Source organism: Pseudoflavonifractor sp. SW1122 (assembly GCF_012027765.1).
Lineage (GTDB): Bacteria > Bacillota > Clostridia > Oscillospirales > Oscillospiraceae > Enterenecus > Enterenecus faecium.
In genome coordinates this window covers 18599-36740 of the sequence record NZ_SJOS01000024.1, presented here as the reverse complement: position 1 = coordinate 36740, position 18142 = coordinate 18599, and the positions used below count along the sequence as shown (strand labels likewise).

Here is an 18142-nt window from a genome sequence, read left to right as displayed (position 1 = left end):
CCATTAAGACCATCTGTGTAATTGTCTACGTCTAAGGGAAAATAAATTTCTCCAGCTTGCGCTATCCGCTCTGCTTCTTGTATTGCCTCGGAACATATTTCAGGCAGTGCTTCTTGAACAAATGCCTGAATTGTTTGCTTCTCCGCTAATTTTTCCTGCATTCTTACGTCTTTGGCAATCTTTGCATAGTCTTTCATTTTTCTCCCATTTCCTGCACAGACACGGAATTGAATGCATCAATACACCTCTGGCACAGCGATATGCCTTTATACTCCTTAAGGTTGTCCGTGCGGCCGCAACAGCTACACCCAGGAGAATACTGGCGGAGGACGATCGCCCCATCTTCAGACATGAATATTTCCAACGGGGTCCCATCCTCAAGATTGAGGGTACGCCGGAGTTCTTTGGGAAGAACAATTCGCCCCAGCGGATCGAGATTTCGGACAATTCCTGTTGCTTTCATTGTTAATCTCCTCTCTTAGATCACTAAACTTCTTTCAATCCAAACAAAGTTGTTTGCACAACGGGTTCAAAGTTCATCCACAGGACCTCTCGGCGATGTCTAGATGTCTGAGTTAAAGCCACCACTTCATCCCGGTACCAGTCTTTCAGAGCGTTGTTGTAAATCTCGCTGTCATACCCTGACAGCAGCACTGGGCCTCTGTGGGCCTTTAGGACATCGAGTAGATGGCAATGATCTTCATCTGTCATTTCACAGCGATATTGTTTTGCTCGTCGAGTGCTAAGCAAATATGGGGGATCTGCGTAGATCAACACGTTTGGAAAATTAAATCTGGAAATCAGCTCTACGGCCGGTCTGTTCTCTATCTGTACTCCTCGCAGCCGTTCCGCTGCTTGGCAGATTAACTCTGGCATTTCACTCCAATATTTTGCCGCATAAGCTCTTTCTCTCCCCTGTACATCGCACTTCCAGCCAACCTTTTCACCAGAAGTCTTAAATCCATGCCCCATCATCAGTCTGGCACAGAAATAGTAGGCTCTTTGAAAGCTATCCGTTTCGCAGTACTGTGATGCCCACGCCTGGTCATAGACCGCTCTTGCATACGGTGTCCAATAAATCGCCTTGGCCAGCTTCTCGGGGTCTTTCCGAACCCACTCAAAGAAGTTCACTACATCTCCATCCAAGTCATTCACCGTTTCAATGTTGCTTCTGGTCTTGGTAAAGAGCACAGCTCCAGACCCAAAGAACGGCTCCAAATAGCTGTGGTGTGGAGGAAATTTAGAAATAATCCACTGTGCCAACGACCACTTTGCACCCGGGTACTTAATCACAGAGTTCATATTTCCCCGCCCCCTTCATCATGCAGAGATTTCAATGGAAGCCGGGCACACTGGACATTGCCGCCGCACTCTTCTCTCCAATCTGCATGGTTTATCCCTCCATCATCAAAACTATGCCGTTTAAGCCGTTGGCTTCTTCACCGCTTGTCATGGGTAGCATTTGCTATTTCCATGTAAATGGTTATCTTTTTCATATTTTTCTCCCAACTCCATTCCCTTAAGAAACGCAAGCACAGATTTTTGCTGTTCCAAAGTCATTCGTTCCAGAATCCCATGAATTTGTTTTGCAGTCCCTAATTCTGCATCCGGTAATACAACCTGCATTTCGCTCATATTCTCTTCACCTCCTATACTTCACAACACAAGTAGTACATGTCAAAAATATTTGTAGCTCGTTTCACTTATAAGATTATATCATTAGCTCATATTTGTCAATGATTATTTAATTTAAAATTGACAAAAATAAAAGGTACTGTTATTCTATAAAAGAAAGGGGCGTGATAAATTTGACTATCAATGGTCGCATTAAGCTCTTGCGCAAAGGAAATGGCTGGAACCAAACCCATCTTGCTTCGTTGCTTGGAGTAACTCAATCTGGTATTAGTTATATTGAGAGGGATGGCTCCTCCGTTTCCGAACAAACAATCAAATCGCTTTGCCTTGCTATTCCTGGTCTAAATGAGGAGTGGCTACGTTATGGGACAGACCCTATGTACCTTGTTAAATCAACCCCTACTTCTACCTTTAGCCTGGAGAAATTCATTGAGGAGCGCCATGGCACCAAACTGGAACTCGAAATTTTGAAAGCGTATTTTTCTCTTTCTGTTGAGATACGGCAAGCTATGCTCAATTCCTTGAAAAGTGTTTTCTTAGGTGCTGAAAGACCAACATCTGCTCCTCCGCTCGACCCAGAACAGACTATCGAGCAGTTGGAAGAGGAATATAAAAAAATGCTCTCCGGGCTTGCACCCAGCAAGGCATCATCTGCTTCGAATATCACCGACGAAAACAGCAGCGCAATGACGTCTGAGGGATAGTCAAAGCGCAAAAAAGGAGTGCCACCCCCATCAGGGATGGCACTCCTTCGGTAATCAATGAAGTTAGATAGCCCGTTGTCCATATCTAGAGAGTATGTTACAATTATAAAAACAAAAGTGAAGGCGGGTGATTCCGTGACAAACAAAGCCCTTTTGGATAAAATTGACCTATACGCAAAATCAATTAGGGAGCATCGGCCCCTGTCTCCAGATGAAGTGAAGGAGCTGGATGCCTACTTTCGGATCGGTACTACCTACTCCTCGAATGCACTGGAAGGAAATTCTCTGACATTATCTGAGACAAAGGTACTTCTGGAAGACGGCATTACTGTGGGAGGCAAGCCCATTCGGGACTGCTATGAAGCCACAGGACATGCTCGGGCCTACGACTACATGCTGGAGATTGCCAGAGGTGGACCTCTGCAATTTCATGAGACAGATATTCTTCATTTGCATGGCCTGTTCTACGGTAGCATTGATCCAGACCACGCCGGGAGATACCGTAGTGGCCAGGTGTTTATCTCAGGTACAGAGTACATTCCTCCGCCCGCCGAAGAAGTACCCATCCAGATGTCCAGCTTGGTAGATGATCTCAACAGTCGAAAAGACACCATGCACCCGGTACTGCTGGCCGCCTACGCACATCGGCGACTGGTAGATATTCATCCCTTCCAGGACGGGAATGGACGTACCGCCCGGTTGCTTATGAATCTCATTCTAGTGAACAAGGGGTACTGCCTAGTGTCCATCCCTCCAATTCTGCGCCACAGCTATATCACATCGCTCCAGCAGGCTCAAAGGCGTCAGAACCCCAGTGATGCTTCTTTTGTCAATCTGATCTGTGAATGCGAGCTGGAGGCCCAAAGGGATTATTGCAGGATGTTCCGCATTAAGCTCCCGGAGCGAAAAAAAACGTCCCTAGAACGATAAAACAGGCATAAAAGAACGCTGTCTCTCAAATCCGAGAGGTAGCGTTCTTGCCCATCCTATAAACTCATGGTACAATGACGACAAATACATGCGAAAAAGGTGTACGCTATGAACAACTACGAGAAAGCTGTACACTTATGGCAACTGCGAAATGTCTCTACAGATGCAGAACTTGCAGAAGCCCTAAATGGCCACAGCATTACCTTTGCTTACAATTCCGGTAAAATTGAAAACGACAACATCACCTATCACGACACCCGGGATATCTTTGAGCGAGATGGTGTCTCCTCCTATACTGGCGATCTCCGCACCCTCTTTGAAATCAAGAATTCCAAAGACGCCAATGAGTTTTTCCTTCAGTCTTTCAATCAACGGACGCCGTTGAACGAAGGTTTTATCAAGGCACTACAACAGCTGCTAACCAAGGGTACCTATGACCCAAGGCGTTATCAGCTCGGCGAACGGCCCGGAGAATACAAACACCATGACTATGTGACAGGGAAAGAAGAAGTTGGAGCTGCTCCTGAAGATGTTGCTGATGAAATGTCGGAGCTACTGGATGAGCTCCAGGACATCTCTGATGCCAACGCCCTGACGGCCGCTGCCTACTTTCATGCCAAATTTGAAAACATTCACCCCTTTGCAGATGGAAATGGGCGAACGGGTCGGCTGGCCATGAACTACTTTCTCGTGTTGCACGGTCACCCTCCCATTGTTATTCACGAAGAGGATCGCAAGGCATACTATCAAGCCCTGGAAGCCTGGGATACTCACCAAGAGTTAGGCCCTTTGTGTGACTTTCTTAGAGCACAAACGGCAAAGACCTGGGAAAAGCAAATCCAGCGAGCTGAACGCAAACACCATCGGGGCCAAGCACGCTAAGGTCCTTACAAGAATAGAATTAAGCCGATGTCGGACACCATGCCCGACATCGGCTTAGTTCTATTCTTCTAGTTGGTTTCTAGCATGCACGTGTAGCCCCCCAACGATTAAGATGGTCAATCCAAAGACAACCACACCCCAAATCATGTCCCCTTCACTGTACGCTATCAGACCAAAGGCAGATGCGTAGGCCAATGTGAAAAGGCCACCAATCACCCAGAAGCCAATGGTTGTTGTCTGCAACATGAAGATAAGAAAAAACGCCGCCAGTCCGATCACAATACATATCGCCGGGTGGATATGCGCAAAGTGATTACACGCCATCCCGGCAGCCACTCCAGTGAGAGCACTGTCAAAAAAGATGATTTGTGAGAACCACAGGCCAACCACCCCAGCAAGCACTTGCAACCCAATTGACAGACATACCAAACCCACTAACACAGCAATATACATAACTTCTCTCCTCTCTCTGTTTTTGACATTTTACCAAAGTCACTCTCTTTTGTCCATCGTATGTCGGTAGCTCCCCATTTGTCGGAGATCGACGCCGCCTGCAAAAAACGGCTGGACATTATCGAAGCTGAGATGATGCGCCGAGAAGGCGTGACTGAGGCACTGAAAGCCGCCGATCAGATGGAGTGGGTGTACCGGAGGAACAACATCCACAGCCGGGCCGAAGAAATTGTCCTGCATGAACTTGTGTACGCAGAATAAGCAGCAATGCCCTCACAGCAAGCCTTGTCAGCCTGCCGTGAGGGCATTTTGCGTTATTTCAGCAACTTCCAGTATCCTTTGCGGTCGGAGCCGATACGCTCAATCAAGCCAGCATCTTTAAGCATTTTTAATCTGAGCGACACGGTTTTCCGGCTCAGAGACAGATTTTCGGCAAGGAACGTCGTTGTGTATGCCGGATCGATGGCAAGGAGATTCAGAATTTTCAGTGATGTCTCATCCAACGTATCTGTCACCTTATCTGTTACCTTTTCTGTCACCCTGCCGGTAACAGAACGGATGAGCCGATCTTCCGGTGCGGTGAATTTTATCATAATGTCACCGGGGTTAATCGTATATTCCGGCTGCGGCACACCGTCCTTTTCACAGGCAGAGCAGATTTTTTCAATACCTCGGCCCCAGCTCTCAATAAAGCCCGCCAGATAGAACACATGGGCAATGTTGGGGTTGTAGGGGCTGGAGGCGTGCTTGCTCATCAGGTTTTCCAGCGTCCAATTTTCCGGCAGACATCCGCAGTTGACAATATACAGCTTATCTTCATACACGCTGATCTGAATGGGCACACCGGATTGATACTGCTTGTGGCACAGGGCGTTCAGCAAGGCTTCCCGCAGGGCTTCTTCCGGCGTGTCATAGGCATACGTTATTCGGCCCACGATCAGCGGTGCAGTTTTACTCGATTCTTCCATCATCGTTCCTCCCTAATCTTAGGCGCTTTCTTCTCCGAGGCATTGCCTGTCACCTCTTGATCTTCCGGCTGGCTCTGCTCCATATTCAATTCCATATCCAGCTCCAGCAGACGGTCACTCTTGGTTCTCAGCTCCTGTTCCTGGGGGAAGGGCTTGCCCAGTTCTTCCTGAGCCGATGCCTGTTGACGGTACAGATTATCCAGCTTGGCCTCCACCTGGTTCAGCCGTTTCTCCATCTGCCCCAAGGCATTGTCCATGCGCAGGATATTCCCCCGTACATCTTGCCCCAGGGTAACAAGATGGCTCATGTGGTTGTGCATCGTCAACTGACATTCTCCAAAGCCATTGAAGGATACACTCATTTCAAATCCACGGTAGCGCCCCACCTTAATCGCCTCTCCACCTGGGGCCACCCGACAGGCATCCAGCAGAGCCTCTCCTGCCTTCTCTTTGTCCGTCCACAACTGTCCCATAACCTCCATGCCTGCAAACCCATCCTTGGGGTGCGGGTGTTGCTCCAACACCTGCATATCCGCTTGGAAGCCCCGGATATAGCCCTTGTTCTCCTCTATGGCCCGGGGAAAATACGTCAACACCCGATCCTCCAAGCGATACTGCTGACTCTGGTGGTCGGCTTTCATCAGCCGAAGCCGAGCCACGTCCACATCCAGGTCCATCCGCTCCTTGATGCGGGGGTCTCCGGCACACAGGGCCTTAATTTCAGCAAAAGACAGTGCCGTTTCATCCACATCATCACAGGAGCGAACCGGACTCTTACTGGTCATAATCTGGGAAATAAACCGCTGTTTGTTCTCCACCGTTTGCCAGAGATAGGCATCAAACGTGCCCTCTGTCACATAGCGGTAGATATGCACCGTTTGGTTTTGATTGCCCTGGCGGACAATACGCCCCTTGCGCTGTTCCAGGTCTCCCGGACGCCATGGGCAGTCCAGGTCATGGAGCGCAATCAGCCGATCCTGAACATTAGTGCCAGCTCCCATCTTGGAGGTACTGCCCATCAACACCCGCACCTGGCCGCTGCGCACTTTCCCAAATAGTTCTTTCTTCTTGGCGTCGGTATTGGCGTCGTGAATGAAGGCGATCTCCTTTTCCGGCACACCTCGCGCCATCAGCTTTTGCCGGATGTCCTCATAGACAGAAAATTCCGCCTCTCCGTCCGCCCCTTTACTTTTCGGTGTGGATATATCACAAAATACCAACTGGGTCAGCCGCTCGGTCTGACTGTCCTCCCAGATTTGGAAGATGTTATTTACGCACAGATTCACCTTGCTGCCCGGATCATCCGGTAACAAGGGATTGATAATCCGCTGATCCAGTCCCAACTTGCGCCCATCGCTGGTGATTTTCAGCATATTATCTATGCTGGAATCCACGCTCCCACTGTGAACTTTTGCAGCCCGGTCAGATAACTCCTTGACCATGTGCTTCTGATGCTCAGTAGGCTGAGCCACCACATTGTGATACTCCACCTCCGGGGTGGGCAGGTGCAGCTGGTCAGCAGTTTTGATGTCTGCCACCTCTTTGAACAGATTCATCAACTCCGGGAGGTTATAGAACTTGGAGAATCGAGTGCGTACCCGGTAGCCAGTCCCCTCGGGAGCCAGCTCCATGGCCGACACCGTTTCACCAAACCGACTGGCCCAACAATCAAAGTGGGCCATTTGGGTCTCCTTCAGCCGCTCATACTGGAGATACCGCTGCATAGTATACAGCTCCGTCATGGAGTTTGATACCGGAGTACCCGTGGCAAAAACGACGCCCCGGCTCCCGGTGATTTCATCCATATAGCGGCACTTGGCAAACATATCGCTGGATTTCTGCGCCTCTGTGGTGGATAGCCCCGCCACGTTGCGCATTTTTGTAAAGAGGAACAAGTTTTTGAACAGGTGTGCCTCGTCCACAAACAGGCGATCCACGCCCAACTGCTCAAACGTCACAACATCGTCCTTGCGCTCATCTGCCCTGAGCTTCTCCAGTTTGCTCTCCAGACTCTTTCGGGTGCGCTCCAGCTGTTTGATGGTAAACGACTCCCCGCCATTCTGCTTGACCTGGGCGATGCCCTCAGTAACTTCGTCGATCTGCTCCTGCAAGAGCCGCTCCTGCCGCTCCTGGCTGATGGGGATTTTCTCAAACTGGGAATGACCAATAATCACCGCATCGTAGTCACCCGTAGCAATGCGGGCACAGAAGCGTTTCCGGTTTCCCGGCTCAAAATCCTTTTTGCTGGTCACCAGAATGTTGGCGGAAGGATAGAGCCGTAAAAATTCGCTCCCCCACTGCCCTGTCAGGTGATTTGGCACCACAAAGAGAGATTTTTGGCACAAGCCCAGGCGTTTACTCTCCATGGCAGCGGCCACCATCTCAAAGGTCTTTCCTGCCCCTACCTCGTGGGCCAGGAGGGTATTACCGCCGTACAACACGTGGGCAATGGCATTCCTCTGATGTTCCCGCAAGGTAATCTCCGGGTTCATTCCTCCAAAGGTGATATGGCTGCCATCGTATTCCCGTGGCCTTGTGGCATTCATCTCCTCATTGTACTGGGCCACCAACTTCTGCCGCCGCTGCGGGTCCTTCCAAATCCAATCCCTGAAAGCATCCCGGATGGCCTGCTGCTTTTGCTGTGCCAGGGTGGTCTCCCTGGAGTTGAGCACACGCCGTTCCTTTCCATCCGGGTCCTCTACCTTGTCGTAAATCCGAATGTCTCGAAGGTTGAGGGATTCCTCCAGGATTTTATAGGCACTGGCCCGATCGGTGCCGTAGGTGGTGTGGGCAGCAATGTCGTTGTAGGAAATATAGCTCTTGTGCGTGATCTGCCACTCTGCGGTGAAGGGACTATAATTGACCTTAACACCGTGCTGCAAATAATAGGGCGTGTCAAAAGTCTCATACATGAATTGTTGGATGTACTCTTTATCAATCCAGGTTGCACCCAGGCGCACCTCGATTTCCGATGCATCCAAATCCTTGGGCTGAGCCTTCTCCAAGGCCTCTACATTGATATGGAAGATGGGATTGGACTCCGCTGCCCGTTGTGCTTGTCGCAGCTTCACACGCACATTGCCAGACAGATATGCATCTGCCGTCTCATAGCGTGCCCGCTGGTTTTGCGCTGTAGCTCCTGGCAAGCGGAAAATAACCCCTTCCAGTTCTTTGACCAGCTCCTGTTCCGTCTTTCCCGTCAGCTGTTCCATATAGGGCATGTCCACCCCGGCTTTTTCTGCAATGGAGACCGCCAAAGCCTCACTGGCCGTGTCCACCGAGGTAACGGCCTGATGGGGCTTGATGGTACGTTTTGTGAAAATATCCGCCTTCCGGAGTAGATTTCCGTCCTCATCCACTTCCTCCAGGGCAGACAGGAGATAGTAGGCAGAGTCATCTTCAAAGGCCAGCCGATTTGCTCGGTTGGTGATTTGTCCGTATCGGGCAGAAAAATTATCATAGAGCCGCTTCAGCTCCGCCTGTTTCTCCTGGATGTCACGGTCCGACGTGGTGGCGTCCATTTGCAGGTCAATCAGCTGCTGTACACAATTTCGCAGCTCCACCATACCCTTTGCACGTGCCTCTGCTGTGGCATTGAGGTCAGGTCGCACCATGTAGCTGTCCTCACGATAATACAGGACACCCTTGACCATAGTATAGGAGTAGGGCTTCACAGACGGGTCTGCAGGGATCACATCTTCCGGCATCTGCACTTCCGTTCTGTTTGTCACCATTGGCTGGTAGGTGCCTCCAATATGCTGCACGGCCTCTTGGAGCTGCTGGGCCAAAATGGCTCCCTCCAGGGGAGAGACGGTATATGCCATACCGTGGGCCGAGCTTTGTAGCTCTTCCCGGCCCAGCACCATGTTAGGATGGTCCACAAAATATTGGTTGATGGTGTGGCCATACTGGTTCTGCCCAACCTGGGTCCACTCCGGTGCAAGGTCCAAAGGGCGATCCCGTTTTTGCAAACAGATGATGTCCGAAACCACTTCTGTCCCGGCGTTGGCCTTAAAGGCGTTGTTGGGTAGTCGAATGGCTCCCAACAGCTCGGCCCGCTGGGCCAGGTATCGGCGCACCGTAGAATCCTTGGCGTCCATGGTATAGCGTGAGGTGACGAAGGCCACCACGCCCCCAGGGCGCACCTGGTCCAATGCTTTTGCAAAGAAGTAGTTGTGGATGTTAAAGTGCAGCTTGTTGTAGGCTTTGTCGTTGACCTGGTACTGCCCAAAAGGCACATTACCAATGGCCAGGTCATAGAAGTCCCGCCGATCGGTGGTCTCAAAGCCTGCCACCGTAATCTCCGCCCTGGGATAAAGCTGCTGGGCAATGCGTCCGCTGATGCTGTCCAGCTCCACGCCGTACAGCTTACTTCCGGTCATACGTTCCGGCATCATTCCAAAGAAGTTGCCCACACCGCAGGACGGCTCCAGAATATTTCCCGTCTCAAACCCCATGCGCCCCACCGCATCGTACATGGCCCGGATGACAACGGGGCTGGTATAGTGGGCATTCAGGGTGGAGCCTCTGGCAGCGGCGTACTCCTCTGGCGTCAGCAGCTCTTTCAGTTGCTCATACTCCGTGCTCCAACTTTCCTTGTGCGGGTCAAAGGCATCGGCAAGGCCACCCCAGCCCACATACCGGGACAGGATCTGCTGCTGCTCCGGCGTTGCCTGTCCGGTGGTTTCCTCCAGGTATTTCAGCAACTTGATTGCCTCGACATTGGCCTGGAACTTGGCCTTGGGCCCGCCTTCACCCAAGTGATCGTCAGTGATACGGAAATTCTCGGCGTTGCGGTGCAGATTGGTCTTGTATTCCTCAAAAGAGGCTTCCTCGGCAGCTTTGACATTGGAGAATGCCTGCCACTTGCCGTTAACCTGAACAGAAATTTGTGACTTCTCTTCTTGCTGAACATGCAAATGCGCAGGTAGCTCTTCACTACCTGCGCCCTCAGTTTCCTTATTTAATTGTAAATCAGCTCCGCCTTCAGAATCTCCTCGGCTTGCGCCTTGCAGTTGTTCATTAGCCCCACCCACTTCATCGGGTCGCTGGCCTTCAGCTGCTCTGTCGCTCCCGCTTCCTTCGCCAGCTCCGGCATCATCTGCTCCAGCCTCTCTCTGGCCGTCTGGTCGATCTCCCTCAGATGGGGGTACAGGGTCTCTCGGAGCAGCATGTGGTTGTAGATGATGGGCCGATGTTCCTTCAGGTATGCTTTCCGCATCCTGCCGTACTTGCCCAGAGGCGTGTCCTCCTGGTCGCTCAATTTTAACTTCGGAATCAAGCACTCCCCGCTCTGGACGTACTCCAGCTTGTCTTCCAAGCTGCTCTTCACGGTGTCTTTCATTCAGTTTTCTCCTTTCCTGAACCGCTTCACGATCCGCTCTGCGAATTGTTTCACCAATTTGCCGCAAAACCTGCTGGTTGATTTGGCTGACTGCTGACCCCAACGCCTCAATGGTAGCCGGAGTGTCAAAGTCGAAGATTGCCACAAAGTCCTGATAGTCAAAGTAGAACTCCGGCTTCAACCCACAGCGGAGCATGATGGAATATGCAATGCTTACTGTCGCAGCAGTCTTGAATCGAACCCCTACGTTGAACTCATCGTACTCCTCCAAGAAAGAGTCGTCAAGGATACGAAGAATGTCCTTTTGATGATCTTTCCAATATTCATCGGATAGTTTTCGGGCTATGTCCATGATTTGTCGTTCAATGCTATTACCCCCTACCCCATAGGTACGCTCCAGCATAGCTGTCACAGGAACCACATGTTTATCTTCCAGTTCCCATAGCCACGGTGTCCGGGACTGTTCACTCACCGCAACTGTATCTGAGAGGTCAAACACATAGCGTATACGAGGCTTTCCTCCCGAGTCATCCAGCAAAGCAATCCCTTTTGCTCCACGCCGGATATACCGTCCCATCTTCTTATTCCACACATCATAGGAGGCACAGGCTGTGGCATCCGGTCGCTGCGCATGAATCAACAGCTGCTCATGATATGGATATTTGTAGAGCTGAGATACCGTAGTCAAAAAACTGATCCATTCAGTTCTACTGGTAGCCAGTTTACAGCCTTCATAAAAAGCCATCTCCCTGTAGTACTCCAATTTCGATGACATTTCTTTTTCTCCTCTCAACAAAAAGTGGGAAGCCCAATCGGGCTTCCCGCTGCTCATATGCTATTCTTCACCAAAATCCAGGTACAAATCCAGCCGTTCAAACTCGGCATCAGTCATGCCCCGAAGTTTGCCCAAGGTACTGTTTGTCAGTTCTAATAGCTCTGTCTCCTCTAGGGTTAGCTGTTTACACATTTCCGTCAGATTCGCTATCAAACCATTTCGGTCGCCAGGATTATAAAGACAAATTAAATTTTTCTCATCCCTGGTCATGAATTTCTTCACCTCCTCTGTTTTACATTGGCGTCCAGCAAGTAATCGTGACGCTTCCATCTGCATTGCACGTGTACATTATTAAGCCAGGACTGTGTTGATACAGCACAGAAGTGCCATCGTCCGCCAGGAGATCTGTCAACACGTTCTGTCCATGGTTGTATTTTTCTATGCACACATACTTTTCTTGCTGCGTTCCAAAATCAATAGTGGCAACTGTCTGACCTACTACAGCCCGTTTGATTCCCTCAAAGCCTTGATTGTCATGGTCAGATATGATGTCTCGAACGGCTCCGAGTACATCAGTGTAGATATAGGCTGCACTATCCTCTGCATCAACAATCGCCTGGTTATCCTCACGGAGATCACGCCCAAAGAGAGCCACATTGATCCCAACATCCGCAACGGTCAGCCGTCCGATCATCCCCGGACGGCTGGCCATTTCCTCCACCACCCTATCTGGAGATTGGGTCGGCCTGGGCGTAGGCTCCTGGTTCTTAATGGGTTCTGTTGTCGGTGCCGGGGTTGGCTCCGGCGTGGAAGCTGGAGTCAAAGACGGCTTAAGCGTAGGTACAGGCGTGGGACCCGCAGTAGGCATAGGTTTAGCCTCTGGAGCTGGAGTGGGTGTCGGACTGGTAACAGAAGACGCCGATTCTCTTTCCTCGTTGGAAATAGAGGCTTCCTTGCTCTGTCCAGCAGTTCCACCCACAGCTAGTACCAAAAGCAGCATAATTACACTCAAAACCGCTCGTTTTCTCCTTGTCAACTCTTGTCTCCCTCCCTGTTGTTAGTATGCGGGCATGCCATATCCCATAATTTCATAATACCCAACAGGGTAACTTCTCTGCCGGCATGCGTCCCCAGAATTTCCTTCGATGGTGTAGACACGCCCACCTTCCACCTTCTCCACAATACCCACATGATCCGATAATCCATCCTGGGGACCAGATAGGCCGTCTGGGTCATCCCAGTCAAAGAAGATGAGCATACCAGGTGTTGGCTCTATGCTGTTGTCAGCCCATTGGCCACGTTCCTTGAACCAGTTGATGCCGCCGACACATCCAGCAAATTTAGGGATAATCCCGTTTTCGATGTAACCACACTCGTTGGCGCACCAGGAGACAAAGCACGCACACCACTCCACATGAGAGCTGAAGCCATACCAGGACCAGTACGGCTCTCCCCCTATATTTCCAACCTGGGAGAGCGCCACTGCAACGATTTGTTCATCAGAGGCTCCAATGCCGTATAGCACAGATGTCCACAAGGAAGCATTTTCCTCGTCCAGCAACTCTACCATCATTTCTTTCTGCTCTTGGTCAAAATGGTATGCTTGTACCATTTCCTCGGCTGTCTTGTGGCTTACGGTAATGTACAGATAGATGTTGGTTACAGAGACTTCTTCCTCTAGGATGTTTCCATTCCCATCGTCAGTTTCCACCACTTCGGTCTCCGTTTTCGATTCTGTTCGATGGTCAATCTGATTCATTTCCCAAAATATATCCTCCAGCAGCCGCTTCTTATCCTCTGTCATCGTAGCCACTTCCTGCGGATTTTCTGGATCTGTAGTAGTTTTCACCGAATAGACAGACAGTACCTCCGGCCACACTGCTCGTGAGCCGGACATTTCCAACACATCGTGGGGCACGGATGTTTTGATATGTTCCAATTCGTCTTCGTAGTCCTGGTTGATCTCTCGAACCACCTGTTGCAGTGTCATGGCATCTCCGGCCTCCGCATTGGAGAAGAATATTCCAAAAAACGAGCCAGCAATCAGGCCAACTACACACAAGATTACAACTGTCATTACAGCCACAGTCCCCCCTGCAACCAGGGCAGACAACAATACTTTCATTCCTACAAAGACGCCTTTTACCACAGAAATCGCCACATGTGCTGCTCTTCTGGCCATAGAAGATGAGATTCGAGCAGTAGCCTGACTAAGTTGTGCCGTCGCCCTGGATGTTCTGGCAACAGCAATCGCGGATTGCCTGGCAGCGGCAGCAGTCTTGCTGGCGCCTTGTACTGCCACCTGGGAGGATCTCTGTGCGGTCTTTACGGTCTTACCAGCCTTTCGCATGGACCCTTTGGCTGTATTCAGGGCGTCTTTCCCTGTCATCTCAATCGGGCGTTTTGCCTTGGATGATGCAGAAACTCCTTTAGAGCTGCTTTTGATGCGGTAAGATCGCTGCACTTTCTCCTGAGCGTATGTCTTGCCTTTTTGATATGCCTGAGAGGATGTTTCACTTCCTCGCCCGCCTTGCACCGGAGCATCGCACTCTTGTGCTGCATGGCGTTCTTTATATTTTTGATACTCCTTTTTCCCTCTCCGCCATCCGGCCTTAACTCCGGCTTTTACACCAGCGGTGAGATCTCTCCTGGCATCCGAGACACCGTCCTTTATGGCCCCCTGCAAATTCTCCTGGGCATATTCACGTGCAGACGCTTCCTTGCCACTGGCAAAACTAGTGGCGCGTGTCTTCACTCGGTTCCCCGCATCAAGGGTATGGCTGCCCACCGTCACCGCCTTATTCAGCAGTTTGATGTCTTTGATGGTTTCTTTCACTTTAATGTCCCTCAAATGGCATAACCCCCTTCTGTAACACTAAAAACGGGAGGACAGGCCTATGCCTGTCCCCCTGCAAAATCGCCCTCACCGGGGCGAGTTGTCATGCGTTGATACATTTTTGTGTTCTTAGGGAAACGATTGACAAAGGGCACCACTGCGCCGCCATAGCGGATTAGTCCACACCCAGGCTCCGCATTGGTGACATAGCTCATCTGTTCATCTGAAATATTCAGCAGTTCTCCCAGCTTCTCCCGATCCTTGGCTGCCTGGTTGAGCATCACGATAAATTCACTGTTGGAAAGCATGGTACTGGCCTGCACTGAGTCCAGAAGATACTCAACATTCTGGGTAATGGCCGTGGGGTAGGCATTGCGCTTGCGGAACTGACGCCAAGCAGAATTGAAAAAGGCAGCGGAGAATTCATTTTCAAATACCACATGAAACTCATCAATGATGACATGGGTCCGCTTTCCCTTCTTCCAGTTCTGAGCCACACGGTTGAGCATAGTGTCGGTGATGACCAGTAGTCCTGCAGGTTTTAGCTGCTCTCCCAGCCCATGAATGTCAAAGACCACCACACGTTTGTCCAAGTTCACTGTGCTCTCCCGCCCGAAGATATTGAGAGAGCCTCTGGTGTACAGTTCCAGGGCCAGGGCCAGATCCTGCGCTTCCGGATTCGGCTGCTCCATCAGCTTTTCTCTCAAATCACAGAGGGTAGCCACATGACCGGATTTCTTTGCATCCTCATACACATATTCCACGCAGCGGTCGATGATGGAATTCTGTTTTGCTCCCACAGCGGTTTTGTCAATGCGCTCCAGCAAAGACATGATAAACTGGGATTTCTCCACCAGCGGGTCTTCCCCACCGTATCCCTCCTCCATGTACATGGCGTTGAGTCTGTCTCCACCACTGGCGGAGATATTGGCTATGGTGACATTATCGATACCTCGCAACATGCTCGCATACTCGCCTTCTGGGTCACAAATTAGGATATCGTCACCTGTACTCAGAAGCGTGAGGAAAATCTGTAGTTTTGCCGTAAAGGATTTACCAGCTCCAGGCACACCCAAAATAAAGGTGGACTGATTCATGAGATTTTCCAGATTGCACATGATGAGGTTATGAGAGATCGCATTTTCTCCGAAGTAGATTCCGCCCCGGTCCATGATTTCCTGGACCTTGAAGGGCATAAACACAGCCACAGACTCGGTGGTCAGAGTGCGAAAGGCGTCAATTTTTCGGATTCCAAAGGGCAATACCGTCTGGAGGCCATCCAGCTGCTGGTATCGGAGCACCGCCATCTGGCACATGTGACTGCGGGCAATGGCCAAAATAGTCTCCGTATCCCGATCCAGCTCTTCCTTGGTGTCTGCCACATGTACCATGGTGAGAACAGCAAACATCATGCGTTGATCCCGTGTGTTAACATCATTGATGTACTCTCTGGCCTCTTTTCTCTGCAATTCCATATCATAGGGAATAATGGCAGAAAAATTATTATTGGCATTTTGACGCCTCTGCCAATCGTTGATGTTCTTTTCCACGCCCATCACAATATTCTCAATGATCCGCATAGACTCATCGGTGGAGACGGGGCAAATATCAATGGAGAGCATGAGCTGGCGATTCAAATTGGTCAGCTCGGTCACCATGGAGTCCTTGATGAAGGAGGCGTAATCCTTCAGATAAAGCACACGGGCATACCGTTTCCCCAAGCGAAGGTAATCGCTGTGCTTCTCCACAGAATCCGGGCAAATGTAGTCTCGAAAATCATGCCCTTTCTTCATCATTTCTTTGAAATCCATGTGGTAATTGGAAGCATGTTCCGGCCAGAAAAAATCGTGGAAAATCCGCAGCCGTTCCACTGCATCCAATTCAGTACAACGAGACCCCAGGCGTCCATAGTAGGTGGTATATTCTGTCCCCACACGGGAGAAATAGTTTCTGGCTTCCTCGATATTCTTTTTTACTACGGAAGATGTGATGAATTTCTCCTGCACCAGCCCATGACTACCCATGGCCTTGTCCATGAGCAGTTGGTTGACCTCCTGTCGATACTCGTCCAGGCTGTCCCCACACAGGGACAGAAGAATGGCCTCCTCATAGCTTTTGCGATTGATGGGGTGGTTGGAAATCGTGATTTTGGCAGTGGCTTCGCTGTCCAGGGCATTCAGCAAATCCGAGTACTGCAAAAACATACTCTCCTGGTCTGCCCTGGATGCCACCTGATAGTTCACATCGGTGAACCGATAGGTCCTGGAAAACTTCTTCCCTACCTGAAACACGCCATCTTCCCACGCACGTCGGATAGGAAGAATATCCTGCACCTTGCCGGGAATGTGGAATGGCTCTTTTTCCCGTTGTTTTAACTTCCGAATGATTCTATTCATGCTTTGCTTTCACCTTCTTTTTATCCTTCTTAGCAGGCTTTACCCGCATAGCTTCGTGGTAGATGTTGTTGGCCCGGAATACGAGATGCTTTGGCGTCAGAAACTCAGAACGAATCCAAGCCCAGAAAAACTGCTCCGCCGTCATTCCGTGATAGCGGACAAACCCCATGGCTCCAAATGGTACCGCAGCCACAATACACAGCCAGCTGACAATCTCGTTCCCCAAATGAGGTTCAAAAAGAAAATAGGTGCCAACAGCAGATGCAGCAGCTAAAACAGAACACACAGTCTGTCTTAAAGACAGTCCAAAAAAGATTGCTTCTGTGAATTCTCGAATTTCTCGATTGATTTTAACCTCCAAAATTCATCCTCCTTTACAGGCCCATCATTTCCTTGACAACACGATCAGCCATTTTTACCGTCCCTACCAGGATCAGCATATTAAATGCCAACTCTGCGATGTAGTTCCAAACCATCGTGGCGGCTGCGGCATCCGGATTGACGGTGGGTGGCGATGAGGCAAACACGGAAAAAATTACACAAGCCAGGACAATGATCGCTCCTTCCAAACAGACCGCAGCATAGCTCTTCAAAAAGCTGATTCCCACGCTCTGGGTGGGCGATCCCGCAAAGCTGGACAGTGGAATGGGAGCAATGGCTGTGTACATATACAGGCGAAAAAAGCGGCCATATACGCTAAATATCATGATGAAGCACAGCACCGTCACCAGCAGTCCACCAATCATCGTAATGGCCCAGAGAGGTATGGATTCTACAAACCCGCAATCCTCCACGGCATCAATGATTTCCTGGGGAAGCACGGTATCTTGTGGTGTACCAAAGCCTGCGGAATTCATAATGGTTGAGATGACACCCTGCACGATACTGAGCAGTGCCAACATCAGCTCCATCCCATAGGTTATAACCCCTTTGGCAATTGCAAAGCGGATAAAAATTCTAAATACCTGTTCCGGTCTTTTCATCTCTACGAATGTGCCACAGGTTTTTACCACACCAACCAAGAAAAACAGCACAAGCAGCGAATAGCCTATTGCTTGTAATGCACCATGGATATTGAGTACGATGTGCCAAATCGCTCCTCCCTGGAAGTTTTCTGGCGACATCGTTATCAGTGTCCAAATATCACTCAGGGTGGAATTCCAGCGATTCAATATATCCTGAAGGTTCTGAACCACCCAGTTGTCCGACATTCAAAAGC

18 protein-coding genes are annotated in these 18142 nt (G+C 50.2%); 4 read left to right on the top strand and 14 right to left on the bottom strand.

Features of this window, described 5'->3' with window-relative positions:
• From E0L15_RS07270 to E0L15_RS07255, 4 genes are all read right to left on the bottom strand, one after another.
• On the bottom strand, positions 1–197 hold a 197-nt coding region (locus E0L15_RS07270), incomplete at its 3' end, for a hypothetical protein (RefSeq protein ID WP_168125079.1).
• Positions 194–463, bottom strand: coding sequence for an AbrB/MazE/SpoVT family DNA-binding domain-containing protein (locus tag E0L15_RS07265; protein WP_168125078.1), 270 nt, complete (start codon positions 461–463; stop codon positions 194–196). The genes E0L15_RS07265 and E0L15_RS07270, both read right to left, overlap by 4 nt.
• 23 nt (positions 464–486) lie before the next feature.
• Positions 487–1302 (bottom strand): DNA adenine methylase, encoded by an 816-nt coding sequence (locus tag E0L15_RS07260; RefSeq protein ID WP_168125077.1) that lies wholly within the window; start codon positions 1300–1302, stop codon positions 487–489.
• Between the two features lie 147 nt (positions 1303–1449).
• On the bottom strand, positions 1450–1635 hold the full coding sequence (locus tag E0L15_RS07255) for a hypothetical protein (protein ID WP_168125076.1): 186 nt from the start codon (positions 1633–1635) through the stop codon (positions 1450–1452).
• Between the two features lie 173 nt (positions 1636–1808).
• Between E0L15_RS07255 and E0L15_RS07250 the strand changes: the two genes are divergently transcribed.
• From E0L15_RS07250 to E0L15_RS07240, 3 genes are all read left to right on the top strand, one after another.
• Complete coding sequence (locus E0L15_RS07250) at positions 1809–2339, top strand: helix-turn-helix transcriptional regulator (RefSeq protein WP_168125075.1); 531 nt, start codon at positions 1809–1811, stop codon at positions 2337–2339.
• A gap of 135 nt (positions 2340–2474) precedes the next feature.
• Positions 2475–3269, top strand: a complete 795-nt coding sequence (locus E0L15_RS07245) for a Fic family protein (RefSeq protein WP_168125074.1) — start codon at positions 2475–2477, stop codon at positions 3267–3269.
• A 108-nt stretch (positions 3270–3377) separates the two neighbouring features.
• On the top strand, positions 3378–4151 hold the full coding sequence (locus tag E0L15_RS07240; protein WP_168125073.1) for a Fic family protein: 774 nt from the start codon (positions 3378–3380) through the stop codon (positions 4149–4151).
• A 60-nt stretch (positions 4152–4211) separates the two neighbouring features.
• Here the strand turns inward: E0L15_RS07240 and E0L15_RS07235 are convergent, their stop codons facing one another.
• Positions 4212–4604 (bottom strand): hypothetical protein, encoded by a 393-nt coding sequence (locus E0L15_RS07235; RefSeq protein WP_087373265.1) that lies wholly within the window; start codon positions 4602–4604, stop codon positions 4212–4214.
• A gap of 60 nt (positions 4605–4664) precedes the next feature.
• Here E0L15_RS07235 and E0L15_RS07230 point away from each other — a divergent pair, with 60 nt between their 5' ends.
• Positions 4665–4865: a TnpV protein gene (locus E0L15_RS07230; protein ID WP_168125072.1), complete on the top strand. Its 201-nt coding sequence runs from the start codon at positions 4665–4667 to the stop codon at positions 4863–4865.
• 53 nt (positions 4866–4918) lie between these two features.
• Here E0L15_RS07230 and E0L15_RS07225 read toward each other — a convergent pair whose 3' ends face one another.
• The 9 genes from E0L15_RS07225 to E0L15_RS07190 all read right to left on the bottom strand — a co-directional run bounded on the left by E0L15_RS07225 (position 4919) and on the right by E0L15_RS07190 (position 18134).
• Positions 4919–5572, bottom strand: coding sequence for an ATP-binding protein (locus E0L15_RS07225; RefSeq protein WP_243155427.1), 654 nt, complete (start codon positions 5570–5572; stop codon positions 4919–4921).
• Entirely contained in the window at positions 5572–10491 is a 4920-nt protein-coding gene (locus tag E0L15_RS07220) for an SNF2-related protein (RefSeq protein ID WP_243155426.1), read from the bottom strand. Before E0L15_RS07220 ends, E0L15_RS07225 begins: the two co-directional genes overlap by 1 nt.
• A gap of 44 nt (positions 10492–10535) precedes the next feature.
• Positions 10536–10916 carry a TnpV protein gene (locus E0L15_RS12360; RefSeq protein ID WP_242962741.1) on the bottom strand — a complete coding sequence of 127 codons (381 nt, stop codon included), beginning with the start codon at positions 10914–10916 and terminating at the stop codon, positions 10536–10538.
• An 835-nt stretch (positions 10917–11751) separates the two neighbouring features.
• Positions 11752–11961 carry a transposon-transfer assisting family protein gene (locus E0L15_RS07215; protein WP_168125070.1) on the bottom strand — a complete coding sequence of 70 codons (210 nt, stop codon included), beginning with the start codon at positions 11959–11961 and terminating at the stop codon, positions 11752–11754.
• Between the two features lie 22 nt (positions 11962–11983).
• Complete coding sequence (locus tag E0L15_RS07210; protein WP_168125069.1) at positions 11984–12403, bottom strand: hypothetical protein; 420 nt, start codon at positions 12401–12403, stop codon at positions 11984–11986.
• A gap of 345 nt (positions 12404–12748) precedes the next feature.
• Entirely contained in the window at positions 12749–14542 is a 1794-nt protein-coding gene (locus E0L15_RS07205) for a CHAP domain-containing protein (protein WP_168125068.1), read from the bottom strand.
• 44 nt (positions 14543–14586) lie between these two features.
• Complete coding sequence (locus tag E0L15_RS07200; protein ID WP_168125067.1) at positions 14587–16923, bottom strand: VirB4-like conjugal transfer ATPase, CD1110 family; 2337 nt, start codon at positions 16921–16923, stop codon at positions 14587–14589.
• Complete coding sequence (locus E0L15_RS07195; protein WP_087253949.1) at positions 16916–17284, bottom strand: PrgI family protein; 369 nt, start codon at positions 17282–17284, stop codon at positions 16916–16918. Before E0L15_RS07195 ends, E0L15_RS07200 begins: the two co-directional genes overlap by 8 nt.
• A 13-nt stretch (positions 17285–17297) precedes the next feature.
• Positions 17298–18134, bottom strand: coding sequence for a hypothetical protein (locus E0L15_RS07190; protein ID WP_168125066.1), 837 nt, complete (start codon positions 18132–18134; stop codon positions 17298–17300).
• Between the last annotated feature and the right edge of the window lie 8 nt (positions 18135–18142).